Source organism: Enterococcus sp. AMC1157, assembly GCF_058216555.1.
Genome location: NZ_CM177099.1, coordinates 534,571 through 548,894, shown reverse-complemented (window position 1 = coordinate 548,894; position 14,324 = coordinate 534,571). Strand labels below are relative to the sequence as shown.

Here is a 14,324-nt window from a genome sequence, read left to right as displayed (position 1 = left end):
AGAGGTGAAACTTTTTGCCAGAATTACCAGAAGTTGAAACTGTAAGAAAAGGTCTTTTACAATTAATAAAAGGAAAAAAGGTTTCTTCAATAGATGTTTTTTGGAATAGAATTATTGAAGCTCCTAGTGTGGATGAATTCAGACACGCTCTGGTTAATCAACAATTAGAAGACGTACATCGCCGAGGGAAATTTTTGATTTTTAAATGGTCTGATTATGATATGATCTCTCATTTGCGAATGGAGGGGAAATATGAGTTTTTCCCTAAGGAAACAAAAGAGATAATTGGGAAGCATACTCATGTGGTTTTTCATTTTTCTGACGGCTCCACCTTACACTATAACGATGTGCGAAAATTTGGTCGTATTGACTTAGTGGGTAAAAATCAGGCAAATATCTATAAAGGAATTCAACAACTAGGTCCTGAACCAACACCAGATGTTTTTAAGTTAGAACCCTTCAGACAACAATTATCTAAATCGAATAAATCGATAAAACCACTATTACTTGATCAAAAAATTGTGACTGGATTAGGTAATATTTATGTGGATGAAGCGTTGTGGCAAGCAAAAATTCATCCAGAGACTTCAGCAAAACTTCTAGATGAAGCTGAAACCGAAAACTTATACCATGCAATCATCGAAGTTTTGGCAAGAGCTGTAGCTGCTGGTGGAACAACAATTCGCTCTTATGCCAATGCTTTAGGAGAAGCTGGGAAATTTCAAATTTCTTTACATGCTTATGGACAAACAGGGCTGCCATGTGAACATTGTGGCAGAGCAATTGTTAAAACCAAAGTCGCCCAACGTGGAACGCATTTTTGTCCGAATTGCCAAATTCGAAAGGAAGAGTAAGTAATGGGAATGGTGTTAGGTCTTACTGGCGGTATCGCAACTGGAAAGAGTACGGTGGTTAACTTTTTTCGTGAATATGGTTTCCCCATTGTGGATGCTGATCAGGTAGCTCGCCAAGTGGTTGAAACTGGACAACCAGGTTTATTGGCGATTATCGCTCATTTTGGTCAAGAAATTCTTTCAGGGGATGGTAGCTTGGATCGTAAAAAATTAGGGCAACTGATTTTTGCCAATCCCAAAGAAAGACGACAATTAGATCGACTTCTAGATCCAATTCTAAGGGCTGAGATAACAAAAAAAATAGCTGCAAAACAACAACAATCATCTTTAGTCATTGCAGATATCCCTTTATTATTTGAAGCAAATTATTGTCATGTGATGGATCAAGTTGCAGTTGTCTATACATCAGAAGATATACAATTAGAACGATTGATGGCCAGAAATCTATTGACAGAAGAAGAAGCTAAGCAACGAATTGCAAGCCAAGTGTCAATTGAGTTAAAAAAAGAGCAAGCCGATATTGTTTTCGATAATCAAGGAACCTTAGAAGAAACGAAGCAACAAGTAAATAAATGGTTACAGGAACAAAATCTGATTACCGAAGTCTAATCGTATAAAATTTTGCAGAAAATTAAATGAATCATTCTAAAAAAACTCTAGGAATTTCTAGAGTTTTTTTCTGTCTGACTGTTAGAAAATAAGAGAAACGTGTTATAATATAAGAAGGTAAATTTAATTTTAAACTAAAAAATTCAAAATAAATCAAGATAAATGAGGTGGAATTATGCATTGCCCAAAATGTCATCATAATAATTCTCGTGTTATTGATAGTCGACAAGCGGATGATGGTCGCGCGATTCGACGCAGAAGAGAGTGCGAAAATTGTGGATTCCGATTCACAACTTTTGAAAGACTAGAAGAAACACCTCTGTTAATAATTAAGAAAAATGGTGCGAGAGAAGAATTTAATCGTGAAAAAGTATTACGTGGCTTGATTCGTTCCGCAGAGAAACGTCCAGTAGCAATGGAACAGATGGAGCAAATAGTGGATCATGTAGAAGCAAAGATTCGTGAATTAGGTGAAAATGAAGTTTCTTCCACGGCAATAGGTGAATATGTGATGGAAGAATTAGTCAATTTAGATGAAATTGCCTATATTCGATTTGCGAGTGTCTATCGTCAATTTAAAGACATGTCAGTATTCTTGAAAGAATTACAAGACATCGTTGATAAAGCGAAAACAAATTAAGATATCATGTAAATTAAAAAGAAGGAGGGCTATCGTGAAGTCAGCATGGGAAGAAGTTAAACCAAATCATATTTATCAAGTATTTAAATGTCTTCCTATAACCGAAGAGGGAAATGATGGGTTACTTTACTTGTATCAACCAATCATTGGACAAAATGCGTTGGCCCTTTATTATACCTTGTTAGGAGATCAAGGAGATCGACAGGAAAACGAATTTGTGCACATTGATATTTTAAATGCACTGAATGTTGGTTTGCCTGATTTTCTGGAAGCTCGAAAAAAATTAGAAGCTGTTGGTTTATTATCTGTTTTTATGAAAGAAGATCCAGAGTTTGATCGGATGTTTTTATATCAGCTAGAAGAACCACTACATCCACAAGCCTTTATCAAAGATGAGATGTACAGTTATTTGCTCTGGAATCAAGTAGGAGAACGTAAATTTAACCAATTAGTGGAGCGTTTTAAACCTAAAAAAATAGATGTATCAGAGTATCAAGAAATCACAGCAACTTTCAGTGATATTTATGGAGGATTGGATCAAGAGGCGTTTCTTAAAAAACAAGAGAAACTCGAGGGAATCTCTCAAAGTTATCAGCAACAATCGCAGCCTTCTATTACTTTAGACGATAAATTGGATTGGAAATTCTTATTAGATATTGCTCATAAAAAATATATTATTGCCGAAAACTTTACCTTTGAATTCAAAAGACAGTTAACCTTATATGCTAATTTATATGGATTTGATGAACTAACTTTAGTGAATTTAATGGCAGAAGTTGTTTCACTAAATGATGGGATGGTGGATCAACGCCAGTTGGCTAGTCTCATTCAGAGACGCCAAGGAACATCAGTGAAAAAAGAAGCTATCACTTTGTCTGGTGATGCTAAAATAAGACGCTTTAATACCCTTCGTCAAACAGGATTCACAGAAGCAGATATTGAATTGATTGATATGAGTGAAACGACTGCACCAACGGACTTCTTACAAGCTATCAAGCAAGAAAAGCACAGCTTTGTTACTGACTCTGAACAATGGCTATTGAGATCTTTAGTTGAAAAAAGTCCTTTACCAAATAGTGTCATCAATGTGTTAATGCATTATGTTCTTGTGGTTCAAAAAAATAGTTCCTTGCAGTCTAATTTTGTTAATAAAATTGCGACGGATTGGTCTGAATTAGGCATTCAAAGTCCAGAGGCTGCTATTCAGCATGTTCGTCAGTTAGTGAAAGAAGCTAAAACTCGTCAAACAAAACCTCAACGAACGAATAATCAAGGGAATTATCGGAAACCAGTTAGGAAAGAAAAACTTCCTGATTGGGTAGAAAACCCAATGGAAGAAATCGAGGATGTAGAGAAACAAGCTGAAATTAATCAAAGACTACAAAAATTTTTACAACGTAAAGAAGGTGATAGCTAGTGAAAGAGATTGGCAAAGATTTAAACCAATTATTAAACCGCAAAAATTATCGTGCAAGATTTGAAGAGATGATTACCGAGGTAATGGAAAATTCCGAAGTAAAGAACTTTTTGGATGAGCATAAAGATCAATTGACGCAACAAGACATCGAAAGAAGTTATGCAAAGATGTATGAATATGTTCAAGAAAAACGAAAATTCGAAATAAACGATCCATCAATGATTGCTCCAGGGTATGAACCACAATTGATATTAAACTATCATTCAGTGGATGTGACCTATGTGCCGACAGAAGAGTTACTTGTAAGAAGACAGCAGGAAGAAATTCGTGGCAGAATTCAAGCTTTGAATATGCCTAAAGATATTCAGGATGCTAGAATCGCCACCTATGATCAAACACCAGGTAGAGGGGAAGCCTTAGTAGCGGCAATGGACTTTCTTGAAGAATATTTGGACAATCCAAAACAATTCCATAAAGGCTTGTACTTAGTGGGGAGTTTTGGAATTGGTAAGACCTATCTATTAGGAGCAATTGCTCGTTATTTGGCAGAAGCTGGACATTCGACGACGCTATTACATTTCCCTACTTTTGCTGTAGACATGAAACAAGCAATCGGTAAAAATCAGGTCAATGAAAAAATTGAAGTAATAAAAAAAGCCCCTGTACTAATGTTGGATGATATTGGTGCAGATTCAATGAGTAGTTGGATTCGTGATGAAGTATTTGGTGTCATTTTACAATATCGTATGCAAGAACAACTTCCCACATTCTTTACTTCTAACTTTACGATGTTGGAGCTGGAAGAACACTTGTCCATTACTCAAAGAGGTGAAGAGGAACCTCTAAAAGCTAAACGAATTATGGAAAGAATCCGTTACTTGACCAAAGAAGTTCAAATGACTGGAAAAAATAGACGTAATTCATAAGGAGAATCCTATGAAAAATATCTAATATTAACAATTGCTGTTTCTTATTAACTTCTTGTGCTGCACCAAATACTAATGGTTCCCAATCCAGTGAGAACATAAGTGAGACGACAGATTTAGAAAGTGAAAGTCAGACAGTTTTTAGAGGAACATTACAGTTTGATCCAGAAACAAATGAAAAGGACATGCTTATTTTTCTGGAAGAAATTAAGGCGATTGAAGATCCAGAAGGAATTGTTAATAACTTTCAAGATATGGGTGTTGGTATGACTATTGACACTGAACATATTGACTTAAATGATTGGAAAAATGGCAAAGAAGTGGAAGTTGTACTTACGGGAATACCTGTGATGACGATGTCTATTCCACCTCAACTAGCTGGAAATTCTATTAAGTCTGTCGAATTGGTTCAATAGATTAAAATTCTCTTACCCATGACCAAATCATGCTAAGAGAATTTTTCGTGTGATATTACGGAAATTTAAACTAAAATTTATACTTTAAACAAAGAGTAGGAACGAGGGTTAACAATGAATGAACAAGATTTGTCTAAACGATTAGCTAGAGTGGGAGCTCATGTGCCAAAAAATGCCCGATTAGCTGATATTGGCTCAGATCATGCGTATTTACCAGTGGCGTTGATGCTTCAAGATAAAATTTCTTATGCAATTGCCGGAGAAGTCGTTGAAGGGCCTTATCAATCTGCCAAGAAACAAGTACGTAAAAGTTCGTTGTCTGATCGAATTGATGTACGTTTAGCAGATGGATTAGATGCAGTTCAACTTGACGACGAAATTAATGCTATTACGATTGCCGGAATGGGTGGAACACTTATCCGTTCGATTTTAGAAAAAGGTGTATCAAATAATCGAATTAATGGGGATGAGAGATTAATTTTACAACCAAATATTGGTGAAAAAACTTTGCGAGAGTGGCTAGTTGAAAATGATTATCAAATGATTCAAGAAGAAATTTTAGAAGAAAACAATAAAATTTACGAAATTATCGTAGCTGAAAAAAATTATGGAAAAACGTATAGTGAACAAGAATTGTTTTTTGGTCCGATCTTAATGAAAAATCCTGATGAAATTTTTCGAAAAAAATGGCAACGAGAATTAAAAGCCCGCCTACGTGTTTTACAAGAATTGGAGAAAGCCGAAGAAAAACCAAAAGAAAAAATTCAAGAAATGAAAACACAAGTTGCGTGGATTGAGGAGATGTTAGGATGAGTATTTCAGGAAAAGAATTTATTCGTCGCTTTGAAGAATATTGTCCTTTGTGGCTGGCAGAAGAAGGAGATCCATGTGGCTTACACATTGGAACCCTTGATCGAGAAATTCAGCGTGTGATGATGACGTTAGACGTTCGTCCAGAAGTTGTTCAAGAAGCGATTGATAAAAAAGTTGATTTACTTATTGCCAAACATCCACCAATTTTTCGTCCCATCAGTCGATTAACAGAAGATGATTTGCAGACAAAAATGTACATTGACTTATTACGAAATAATATTTCTGTTTATGCAGCGCATACCAATATGGATATTATTGAAGATGGCTTAAATGATTGGTTTTGTGAAATGTTGGAAGTAGAAGTTACAGGTTATTTAAAACTGACCCATGAGATTGGCTTTAAAAAGCTAGTCACTTATGTACCAGAATTCGATGCTGATAAGATGCGTCAGAGTTTAGGTGATACAGGTGGAGGAAATCAAGGGAATTATCATCATACAAGTTATTCGATGAAAGGGACTGGTCGTTTTACGCCGACTGAGAAAGCAAATCCAACGATTGGTGCAGTCGGCAAAGCAGAAGAGGTTTTGGAAGAAAGAATTGAAGTCATTTATCCAGAAACACTTGAAAATCAGTTGCTATCAGCGATGTATCAAGTTCATCCATATGAAGAACCTGCTTTTGATCTGATCAAATTAGACAATCCTCCGAAAACCTACGGAATCGGTCGTGTAGGAAAATTATCTGTACCGGTTACCATTGAAGCATTTACTCAAAAAGTGAAGGATACCTTTCAAATTGATGGCCTACGATTAATTGAAGCCACTCATTCAAAAGAAATGGTTCAAACTGTGGCCATTTGTGGAGGATCTGGTGGGGATTTCTATCCCGAGGCTTTAAAAGCAGAGGCGGATGTCTATATTACAGGAGATGTATACTATCATACAGCTCATGATATGCAAACCAATGGATTGACAGTTATTGATCCGGGGCATAACATTGAAGTAGTCTGTATTCCCAAATTTGTTGAAAAAATGAATGAATGGAAAAAAGAAGCCGACTGGGATATCGATATTATTCCATCAGAAACAAATACCAACCCTTTTCAATTTAGATGAGTTCTTGTCTAAATGAAAATTACTAAGGAGAGAAAAATATGTACGAAAATTTATTGCCTCGTTTTTTACGCTATGTTAAAACAGAAACACGTTCAAATCCAGAAAGCAAAACAACACCGTCTACACAAACGCAAGTTGATTTTGCCCAAACTTTAAAAGCTGAATTAGAAGAGCTAGGTCTATCAAATGTTCATTATAACGAAGAAAATGGTTTTGTTATTGGAACTTTACCAGCGAATACAGACAAAGAAGTTCCAGCGATTGGCTTTATTGCTCATATGGACACTGCTGATTTTAATGCTGTGAATGTTAATCCTCAAATTGTCGAAAATTACGATGGTGAATCGGATATTCCTTTGGACAAAGCAGGAAAATATGTATTAACAGTCAATGATTTTCCTAACTTAAAAAATTATACAAATGAAACTTTAGTAACAACTGATGGTTCCACTTTATTAGGTGCGGATGACAAGTCAGGGATTGCTGAAATTATGACAGCGATGGAAATTTTACTGGCTAACCCTGAAATTAAACATGGTGAAGTGAAAGTTGCTTTCGGTCCTGATGAAGAAATTGGCGTAGGTGCAGATAAGTTTGACGTAGCAGACTTTGATGTGCAATTTGCTTATACTATGGATGGAGGTCCAATGGGTGAATTAACTTACGAAACCTTTAACGCTGCTCAAGCAGAGATTACGATTTACGGAAAAAACGTTCATCCAGGAACGGCTAAAAATACGATGATTAATGCCTTACAACTAGCGATTGATTTTCATAATCAATTACCTGCTGATGAAGTTCCTGAAAAAACAGATGGTTATGAAGGCTTCTTCCACTTAATGGCCTTGAATGGAACGACAGAAGAAGCAAAATTGGTGTACATCATTCGTGACCATGATCGTGAAAAATTTGAAAGTCGTAAAGCGTTGATTACGGAAGTCCAAGATAAAATGAATCAAGCTTTTGACCAAGAACGTGTAGCGATTCATATGTATGATCAATACTACAATATGAAAGAAATCATTGAAAAAGATATGAGCATTATTGATGTTGCTGCTGAGGCAATGAAAGAAGTTGGCATTGAACCGATGATTGAACCTGTTCGTGGAGGAACTGATGGATCAAAAATTTCCTTTATGGGCATTCCGACTCCGAACATTTTTGCCGGTGGTGAAAACATGCATGGACGCTTTGAGTATGTGTCTGTTCAATCTATGGAAAAAGCAACAGCAGTCATTGTTAAAATCGCTGAGTTAGTTGCAAAATAGTCTAAAAGATAGTAAAGTCTAATGGAACTTTACTATCTTTTTTTAGGGGTGATTACGATGAGAATCATGGTAATTTATAATGACACTTCAGGAAAAAACGAAGGTAGGGAAATTGCAGAGAGATTCCAACGATTAGCAATTGAAAAAGGCGTAGAAAAAATTGTCTTACAAGTAACCAATGCGGATGTAAATGAAGATAATATTCGTGAAAAAGCAGAAGCTGCAAAAATTGATACGTTGGTGATTATTGGTGGTGATGGAACGGTTCATCATGTAATTCGAATGTTTAAAGAGCAACTCCCTCATCTGAAAGTAGGACTAATTCCTGGAGGTACAGTGAACAATCTAGCCAGAGTCTTGGAAATTCCTTTAAATCAAGAACAAGCCTCAGCCACTATTTTTACTGAAAATACCCGTCAGATTGACTTCGCCACATTAAATGATGAGGTAATGATTTCAACAATGACAGTAGGAATTTTAGCGGATACTGCATCAAAAGTCACACAGGAAGAGAAACAAAAGTTTGGACCATTTGCGTTTATGCGGCGTTTTTTCCGATTGCTATTTAAGCAAAGAACCTATCCAGTTTCTGTACAAACGGATACAGAAAATTGGGAAGGAGAAATGCATTTGCTTACTATTAATATGACAAACTCTGTGGGTGGATTTACAAACTTTGATCCATTAGCCGCAGTGGATGATGGTTTAATGCACTTCACGATTATTCCTAAATTACGTCGTTGGAAATTTATTCGAAATATTCCTCGACTTTCGAGACAAGATTATGTTAAGGTGCATAATGTCGTTCATTTTTCTGCAAAAAAAGCACTAATTAAGTCTTTAACAATAGAGAAAAAGATTGCAACTAGAACGGACGGAGATCCAACAGATGATTTACCAGTTAAACTAGAAGTGATTCAACAACGTATTCAGATGATTATTCCGTAATTGTATTAGTTTAAAGGATTGGAGGAAAAACATGTCAGAAGCAGTCGGCCATGCAGCATTAATTTATGTACTTGTGATTAATATTTATGTGTTTGCTTTAATGGGCTATGATAAGAGACAAGCGATAAAAAAAAGAAGCCGTATTCCAGAAGCGAATTTACTATTTATGGGAATTGTTGGAGGTGGTTTAGGTGGCTTAATTGCTAGACAAGTATTTCATCATAAAACACGTAAGAAAAAGTTTTTAGTTTGTTTTTTGATGGGTATTCTTTTTAGTATTGGTTTATTAGCTTTAGTCAGGAGTTATATATGAATACACAGAAAAGAACAAAATTTATTATAAATATTGTTATTTTATTAGCCGCTTTTGCGATTATAATATACTTAGTTCAAAATTCTTTAGCAGAAATTCTTCAAGAATTGACTACAACCAATCCATTGATTTTGCTGGCCATTATCCTTTTGGGATTGGCAAACTTATTTTTTGACGGTTGGTCAATTAAGGAAATTGTGAGCAGTTTTTCTAGAAAGTTTCGCATTTTTGATGGGGTATTGACTACTTGGTATGTTGCTTTTTACCGTGTCATCACTTTTGGAGCAGGAACCTTAGTTTCAGAAGTTAATTTTTACAATCGAAAAGATCTGAAAGTTTCACAGGGAATGGGTGTGACTTCACTGCATATGATTATGCATAAAGCGGCTATATTGACCTACGGAATTATTGCTTTTATTTTACAATTTTCTTTAATTTACACCCATGCACCAAATAGTATTCCATTTATTCTACTAGGGATGCTGATGACCCTAGCTATTATCCTGTTCTTTTTAGTCATATCACTTAGTACCAATCTACAAGTTATTTTTATCATTATCTGCAATCGACTTTTTAAAAAAGCTAAATTTCGTGAGGTAATTGATAGAGTTAATTTACAAATCTATTCATTAAGAGAAACAGTGTCAACCGTCTTGCAAGATCGAACAGCGCTTATAAGAGTTTATTTACTTAGTATGATTAAACTTGCATTGTGGTATATTATTCCTTTTATTTGTTTGATGGATGGTCAAAATGAGATTGATTTCTTATTGATTTTTTCTTTAGTTAGTTTTACTTTGGTATTATCAGGTGTGATTCCTTCACCGGCAGGAATAGGGGCTTTTGAATTTGTTTATTTGTACCTTTTCACTCCAGTTGTAGGAACTGTAGATGCCGTATCATCATTATTGTTGTATCGGTTTGCATCCTATCTATTACCATTTATCCTTGGATTTGTTCAATTTATGATCGAAAGAAAACGAGTTATTTCTAATGAGTTAGAAGAATTAAAAACAGAGAAAGAATTGAGCCAGTAAGAAATTACTGATTTTTTTGATGGAATGAAAATATTTTGGAATATACTATTTGTGTCATAATTTACTTTAAAAAAGAGAGAAGGATTTTTATGAAAAATCCGAATAGAACTGAACACTCGGACAAACAGCTAGTTAACAGAGCACTATTCCTTTTAGCGTTAAGAATTGCTTTAATCTTTATTTTTTCAATCATTACGTGGTTGTTCTTAAAACTACTGGTTAATGACACAGTTAAATTTCCACCAGGAATGCTCTATGCGACTATCAGCTTATTTCCTGTCAATCTGATTTGTCTAACCGTTGTTAAAAGAATGTTGAAATCAGAAGGTGAATCATTGACGGACATTTTAAAACCTCGAAAAAATAAATTGTTTATGGAACTTTTGCGAGGAATTGGTTGGCAATTTGTATTATTTATACCATTTATTGCTACGATTATGCTCAGTGCATGGTTTTTGTTTGGAAATCAAATGTTCCAAGCTTTTGAAACAATCTTTTACAATCCAGAAAATGAAATTGTTCTGAAACCAATTATCCTGCTGATTTTGGGAGTGATAACTGTCATAACATTTGCACCGATTAATGCACCTACAGAGGAACTGATTTTTCGCGGATATGTGCAGACACGTTTATCGAAAAAGCTTTCGATTTCACTGACGATTGTTTTATCATCCGTTGTCTTTGGTTTACAGCATATTTTCTTTGCAAGCAGTTTTTATGGGGCAATTATTTACTTTTTTGCCTTTACTTCATGGGGAATTGGTTCGGGTATAATTGTTCATTTCCAAAAGAGACTATTTCCGGTGGTAGTAGCACACTTTCTTGTAAATCTCATTTCTACATTGCCAACGATTATCTTTCCTATTTTAATGCTGATGGGAATTATCAAATTTTAAGCGAGGGATTAAATGAATCAGATTATAATTAGTGATAAATTTCAAGTAGAAACAGAAGTTAACTTTGATGAAGTAAGATTTAAAGTCAGAGGGATTGTTCTTAATCAATCAAAGGAGATTTTGATTGAAAATTTTAAAAGATATCAGCTCTTTTCGTTACCTGGTGGTGAGATGGATATCGATGAAAGCCCAGCAGAAGCTTTTTTAAGAGAAGTCAAAGAAGAAACAGGTTATGCTTGTGATATCATTAGTCAGTTAAAAACGGTTGTTGAATTACGGCATAAACAAAAATACAAACAGATTAATTATATATTTTTAGCAGAAGTTAGAAAAGAGAAAGAGAAGCAGTTATTGGACTTTCATGAAAAGGTGGACGGATTAAGTATCAAATGGTATCCATTTTTTTCGGGAATGCAATTACTAATGGAACAAGTTTCTCAGACAGAACAACAACAATTTTTAATGCAGAGAGACCGAGTGATTATGCATGAAGCCTTATTAGAAATTTTTGGAGAATCGGAATTATTTCTTTCTTAAATTACTTGTCAAAACAGTGACCTGAATAAAGTCTATCTACTGAAACAGACTTTATTCAGGTCACTGTTTTTAATATTCATTAAGAAAATAGTTTTGAACAAATTCTTTAAATGCTAAAGTAGTTTTAGTTTGATATCTTTTTTTGACCCAAGACAGCCAAATCGTTCGTTGACATTTTGGTGAATCGATCGTTATAAGCGGAGGTAATTGAAGATTATTGATTAATTGCCATGAATGAGATACAAGGGTTACACCAAATTCTACATTGACTAATTTGATGATAAAATCAAAGCTTTCAAGTTCAAAAGCGATATCTGGACTAAAACCTGCCTCATAACAGAATTGTTTAGTCATTTCACCAAAAGCAAAGAATTTTTTTGTCAAAGTTAAACTATAAAAGGAGGGAGTTTTATGGTTACTTTTAATCAGGAACATATTAGTAAAAAAATTTCGGATTCAAGAAAAGTCAATAATCTGACACAGGTGGAGTTAGCCGATCTGTTAAATGTGAGTTATCAAGCTGTCAGTAATTGGGAAAGAGGACAGTCGATGCCAGATATTGAAAAGTTATGTGATTTATCACATATTTTGAAGATCTCTTTAGACGAGTTATTGAACAGTAGTTATACAGCTGAAAATGTCCGAATGATTCAAGAAACGGGCACGGAAGTACTGGATGAGGCATTTATTATTGATGCAGCAGCTCTCGTAAAACCTAAAAAACTAACAAAAATTGTCGAACAGTTTGTATTCTCTGCCAACGCCTTAGTTAAATTAGCTCCATTTGTTGATACGAGTCTTATTGTTGAGAAGCTTGAAGCAATTTCAGAGAGGTTAACTATTCAAGATTGGATTGCTCTTGCTCCATTTTTGAAAAGAGAAGAAATAGATGCATTGTTTAAACCCGGTATTTTGAATCGATCATCTATCGCTACGACAGATATTTTAGCATTAAGTCCTTTTCTTACTTCAGTGAAAATTAAACAAATGTTAGATATTCTAATTGATTGTAAGTCATTAAACTTAGAAGACATTCCTGATTTTATTCCTTTTTTAGCTTCCGATGATTTAACAAATATACTTCAAAAGTTTCAGCCAACAAAATAACTAAAGCTACCAATTGAGAAAAACTTTCTTGATTGGTATTTTTTGTAGTATGATAAAATCAAAGAATCAAAGGAGGTAGTTAAATGAAGAGGATGTTTCGCTCACCAAACCTAAATGACTTAGATCAAATTATGGCTATTGAGAATCAGGGCTTTTCGATAGATGAAGCCGCGACTAGAGAAGCAATGACAGAGAGAATTCAAAAAATAGCTGATAGTTTTATTCTTGTAGAATCAAAAGAAAAAATTCTGGGTTATGTTGTAGGACCCGTTATTTCAGAAAGGTATTTGTATGATGAATTATTTGAAGAAACCGTTCCAAATCCAAAATCTGGAGGGTATCAATCAATTTTAAGCTTAGTTGTGGCTTCAGACTATCGTAATCAAGGACTTGCAAGCCAATTGCTTAAACAATTAGAGAAACTTTCTCAAAAAAATCATCGCCAAGGAATCACCCTGACTTGTTTAGAAGACCTAATACCATTTTATGAACAAAACGGCTACCAAAATGAAGGAATTTCAACATCACAACACGCCAATGAAATCTGGTTTAATTTGGTAAAAGAGTTTTAAAAAAAAGGGATAAAGTATGACACACTTAAAACAATGGCAAGAAGAAATTTTTCAAAATAAACAAAGTCATGGATTTAATACAACAAATATAGAAAAAGAATTTTTATTATTATATGGAGAAATCGCGGAAGCTTTTGATGCTTATAAAAAGAATGAGAATATCGGAGAAGAACTTGCCGATGTGGCGATATATTTGTTAGGGCTTGCCGAAATATTACATATCGACTTAGGTGAAGAAATTCAAGAAAAAATCAAAATTAATCAGGAGCGAAAATATCAAAGCACTGAGAATGGTTATGCCAAACGTATTGATGAAGTGAGGGAAAAGAATGAAAAAGATTAGAGAAGCCGTCTTTTCAGAGTGTTTAGCTATTGCAAAGGTTCATGTGAAAAGCTGGCAAGAAACGTATCAAGGAATTATCGATCAACAATATCTAGATGAATTGAGTGTTGAAAATCGGGAAAAAATGTGGAAATATTACCTAACTCACGAATCCGCAAAAGTATTTGTGGCAGAAGTAGAAGGAAAAATTGTTGGTTTCTCATCTACGGAATTCAGAGAGTATCCTGCTCCTAATAGTGCATATTTGGCTTCTATTTACTTGCTTCAAGAGTACCAAGGACTAAAACTTGGTAAGGAATTATTTTTTGAAGGAATTAACCATCTTCGTAATACACACTCGGAAGTATTCATCGAGGTCATATCTGATAATCCAACACTTGAATTTTATCGGAAATTCGGCGTACAATTTGTGGAAGAAAAAGAAATTGAAATTAGTGGAAAAATAATCAAAGAAATCTTATTAAAAATCTCTTTCAATTAAAAAAGTCCCCTCTTGCGCTAACTCATTTT

Annotated in this window: 19 protein-coding genes; 18 read left to right on the top strand and 1 reads right to left on the bottom strand. The window is 34.6% G+C overall.

Annotation, left to right across the window (positions count from 1 at the left end):
• Nucleotides 1-14: 14 nt before the first annotated feature.
• From mutM to AC4BBX_RS02675, 14 genes are all read left to right on the top strand, one after another.
• Complete coding sequence (gene mutM / locus AC4BBX_RS02740) at nucleotides 15-854, top strand: DNA-formamidopyrimidine glycosylase (RefSeq protein WP_490454943.1); 840 nt, start codon at nucleotides 15-17, stop codon at nucleotides 852-854.
• A 3-nt stretch (nucleotides 855-857) separates the two neighbouring features.
• On the top strand, nucleotides 858-1,463 hold the full coding sequence (coaE, locus tag AC4BBX_RS02735) for a dephospho-CoA kinase (RefSeq protein WP_490454942.1): 606 nt from the start codon (nucleotides 858-860) through the stop codon (nucleotides 1,461-1,463).
• A 175-nt stretch (nucleotides 1,464-1,638) separates the two neighbouring features.
• On the top strand, nucleotides 1,639-2,103 hold the full coding sequence (gene nrdR / locus AC4BBX_RS02730) for a transcriptional regulator NrdR (RefSeq protein WP_490454941.1): 465 nt from the start codon (nucleotides 1,639-1,641) through the stop codon (nucleotides 2,101-2,103).
• Nucleotides 2,104-2,137: 34 nt separating this feature from the next.
• Nucleotides 2,138-3,520 (top strand): replication initiation and membrane attachment family protein, encoded by a 1,383-nt coding sequence (locus AC4BBX_RS02725; RefSeq protein WP_490454940.1) that lies wholly within the window; start codon nucleotides 2,138-2,140, stop codon nucleotides 3,518-3,520.
• On the top strand, nucleotides 3,520-4,446 hold the full coding sequence (dnaI, locus tag AC4BBX_RS02720) for a primosomal protein DnaI (protein WP_490454939.1): 927 nt from the start codon (nucleotides 3,520-3,522) through the stop codon (nucleotides 4,444-4,446). Before AC4BBX_RS02725 ends, dnaI begins: the two co-directional genes overlap by 1 nt.
• 185 nt (nucleotides 4,447-4,631) lie before the next feature.
• Entirely contained in the window at nucleotides 4,632-4,862 is a 231-nt protein-coding gene (locus tag AC4BBX_RS02715) for a hypothetical protein (RefSeq protein ID WP_490454938.1), read from the top strand.
• Nucleotides 4,863-4,976: 114 nt separating this feature from the next.
• Nucleotides 4,977-5,675 carry a tRNA (adenine(22)-N(1))-methyltransferase gene (locus tag AC4BBX_RS02710; protein WP_490454937.1) on the top strand — a complete coding sequence of 233 codons (699 nt, stop codon included), beginning with the start codon at nucleotides 4,977-4,979 and terminating at the stop codon, nucleotides 5,673-5,675.
• Complete coding sequence (locus AC4BBX_RS02705; protein WP_490454936.1) at nucleotides 5,672-6,793, top strand: Nif3-like dinuclear metal center hexameric protein; 1,122 nt, start codon at nucleotides 5,672-5,674, stop codon at nucleotides 6,791-6,793. The genes AC4BBX_RS02710 and AC4BBX_RS02705 overlap by 4 nt, the downstream gene beginning before the upstream one ends.
• A gap of 38 nt (nucleotides 6,794-6,831) precedes the next feature.
• Nucleotides 6,832-8,061, top strand: a complete 1,230-nt coding sequence (pepT, locus tag AC4BBX_RS02700; protein ID WP_490454935.1) for a peptidase T — start codon at nucleotides 6,832-6,834, stop codon at nucleotides 8,059-8,061.
• 57 nt (nucleotides 8,062-8,118) lie between these two features.
• Complete coding sequence (locus AC4BBX_RS02695) at nucleotides 8,119-9,009, top strand: diacylglycerol/lipid kinase family protein (RefSeq protein WP_490454934.1); 891 nt, start codon at nucleotides 8,119-8,121, stop codon at nucleotides 9,007-9,009.
• 31 nt (nucleotides 9,010-9,040) lie between these two features.
• Nucleotides 9,041-9,322 carry a DUF1294 domain-containing protein gene (locus AC4BBX_RS02690; RefSeq protein ID WP_490454933.1) on the top strand — a complete coding sequence of 94 codons (282 nt, stop codon included), beginning with the start codon at nucleotides 9,041-9,043 and terminating at the stop codon, nucleotides 9,320-9,322.
• On the top strand, nucleotides 9,319-10,359 hold the full coding sequence (locus tag AC4BBX_RS02685) for a lysylphosphatidylglycerol synthase transmembrane domain-containing protein (protein ID WP_490454932.1): 1,041 nt from the start codon (nucleotides 9,319-9,321) through the stop codon (nucleotides 10,357-10,359). The genes AC4BBX_RS02690 and AC4BBX_RS02685 overlap by 4 nt, the downstream gene beginning before the upstream one ends.
• An 89-nt stretch (nucleotides 10,360-10,448) precedes the next feature.
• Complete coding sequence (locus AC4BBX_RS02680; RefSeq protein ID WP_490454931.1) at nucleotides 10,449-11,255, top strand: CPBP family intramembrane glutamic endopeptidase; 807 nt, start codon at nucleotides 10,449-10,451, stop codon at nucleotides 11,253-11,255.
• 12 nt (nucleotides 11,256-11,267) lie between these two features.
• Entirely contained in the window at nucleotides 11,268-11,792 is a 525-nt protein-coding gene (locus tag AC4BBX_RS02675) for an NUDIX hydrolase (protein ID WP_490454930.1), read from the top strand.
• A 69-nt stretch (nucleotides 11,793-11,861) separates the two neighbouring features.
• On the opposite strand, the gene AC4BBX_RS02670 is transcribed toward AC4BBX_RS02675, so the two are convergent.
• Nucleotides 11,862-12,146 carry a LysR family transcriptional regulator substrate-binding protein gene (locus tag AC4BBX_RS02670; protein WP_490454929.1) on the bottom strand — a complete coding sequence of 95 codons (285 nt, stop codon included), beginning with the start codon at nucleotides 12,144-12,146 and terminating at the stop codon, nucleotides 11,862-11,864.
• A 57-nt stretch (nucleotides 12,147-12,203) separates the two neighbouring features.
• Between AC4BBX_RS02670 and AC4BBX_RS02665 the strand changes: the two genes are divergently transcribed.
• The 4 genes from AC4BBX_RS02665 to AC4BBX_RS02650 all read left to right on the top strand — a co-directional run bounded on the left by AC4BBX_RS02665 (nucleotide 12,204) and on the right by AC4BBX_RS02650 (nucleotide 14,295).
• Nucleotides 12,204-12,899, top strand: a complete 696-nt coding sequence (locus AC4BBX_RS02665) for a helix-turn-helix domain-containing protein (protein WP_490454928.1) — start codon at nucleotides 12,204-12,206, stop codon at nucleotides 12,897-12,899.
• A gap of 83 nt (nucleotides 12,900-12,982) precedes the next feature.
• Complete coding sequence (locus tag AC4BBX_RS02660; RefSeq protein ID WP_490454927.1) at nucleotides 12,983-13,471, top strand: GNAT family N-acetyltransferase; 489 nt, start codon at nucleotides 12,983-12,985, stop codon at nucleotides 13,469-13,471.
• 16 nt (nucleotides 13,472-13,487) lie between these two features.
• Complete coding sequence (locus AC4BBX_RS02655; RefSeq protein ID WP_490454926.1) at nucleotides 13,488-13,814, top strand: MazG-like family protein; 327 nt, start codon at nucleotides 13,488-13,490, stop codon at nucleotides 13,812-13,814.
• Nucleotides 13,801-14,295: a GNAT family N-acetyltransferase gene (locus AC4BBX_RS02650; RefSeq protein WP_490454925.1), complete on the top strand. Its 495-nt coding sequence runs from the start codon at nucleotides 13,801-13,803 to the stop codon at nucleotides 14,293-14,295. The genes AC4BBX_RS02655 and AC4BBX_RS02650 overlap by 14 nt, the downstream gene beginning before the upstream one ends.
• Nucleotides 14,296-14,324: the final 29 nt, after the last annotated feature.

Bases quoted from the DNA above. Each gene is read 5' to 3' on its own strand.
- AC4BBX_RS02675 (WP_490454930.1), top strand. From the start codon at position 11,268: ATGAATCAGATTATAATTAGTGATAAATTTCAAGTAGAAACAGAAGTT.
- coaE (WP_490454942.1), top strand. From the start codon at position 858: ATGGGAATGGTGTTAGGTCTTACTGGCGGTATCGCAACTGGAAAGAGT.
- AC4BBX_RS02670 (WP_490454929.1), bottom strand. From the start codon at position 12,146: ATGACTAAACAATTCTGTTATGAGGCAGGTTTTAGTCCAGATATCGCT.
- AC4BBX_RS02695 (WP_490454934.1), top strand. From the start codon at position 8,119: ATGAGAATCATGGTAATTTATAATGACACTTCAGGAAAAAACGAAGGT.
- AC4BBX_RS02680 (WP_490454931.1), top strand. From the start codon at position 10,449: ATGAAAAATCCGAATAGAACTGAACACTCGGACAAACAGCTAGTTAAC.
- AC4BBX_RS02710 (WP_490454937.1), top strand. From the start codon at position 4,977: ATGAATGAACAAGATTTGTCTAAACGATTAGCTAGAGTGGGAGCTCAT.
- AC4BBX_RS02655 (WP_490454926.1), top strand. From the start codon at position 13,488: ATGACACACTTAAAACAATGGCAAGAAGAAATTTTTCAAAATAAACAA.
- AC4BBX_RS02690 (WP_490454933.1), top strand. From the start codon at position 9,041: ATGTCAGAAGCAGTCGGCCATGCAGCATTAATTTATGTACTTGTGATT.
- AC4BBX_RS02685 (WP_490454932.1), top strand. From the start codon at position 9,319: ATGAATACACAGAAAAGAACAAAATTTATTATAAATATTGTTATTTTA.
- AC4BBX_RS02715 (WP_490454938.1), top strand. From the start codon at position 4,632: ATGCTTATTTTTCTGGAAGAAATTAAGGCGATTGAAGATCCAGAAGGA.
- AC4BBX_RS02650 (WP_490454925.1), top strand. From the start codon at position 13,801: ATGAAAAAGATTAGAGAAGCCGTCTTTTCAGAGTGTTTAGCTATTGCA.
- nrdR (WP_490454941.1), top strand. From the start codon at position 1,639: ATGCATTGCCCAAAATGTCATCATAATAATTCTCGTGTTATTGATAGT.
- AC4BBX_RS02705 (WP_490454936.1), top strand. From the start codon at position 5,672: ATGAGTATTTCAGGAAAAGAATTTATTCGTCGCTTTGAAGAATATTGT.
- AC4BBX_RS02665 (WP_490454928.1), top strand. From the start codon at position 12,204: ATGGTTACTTTTAATCAGGAACATATTAGTAAAAAAATTTCGGATTCA.
- AC4BBX_RS02660 (WP_490454927.1), top strand. From the start codon at position 12,983: ATGAAGAGGATGTTTCGCTCACCAAACCTAAATGACTTAGATCAAATT.
- pepT (WP_490454935.1), top strand. From the start codon at position 6,832: ATGTACGAAAATTTATTGCCTCGTTTTTTACGCTATGTTAAAACAGAA.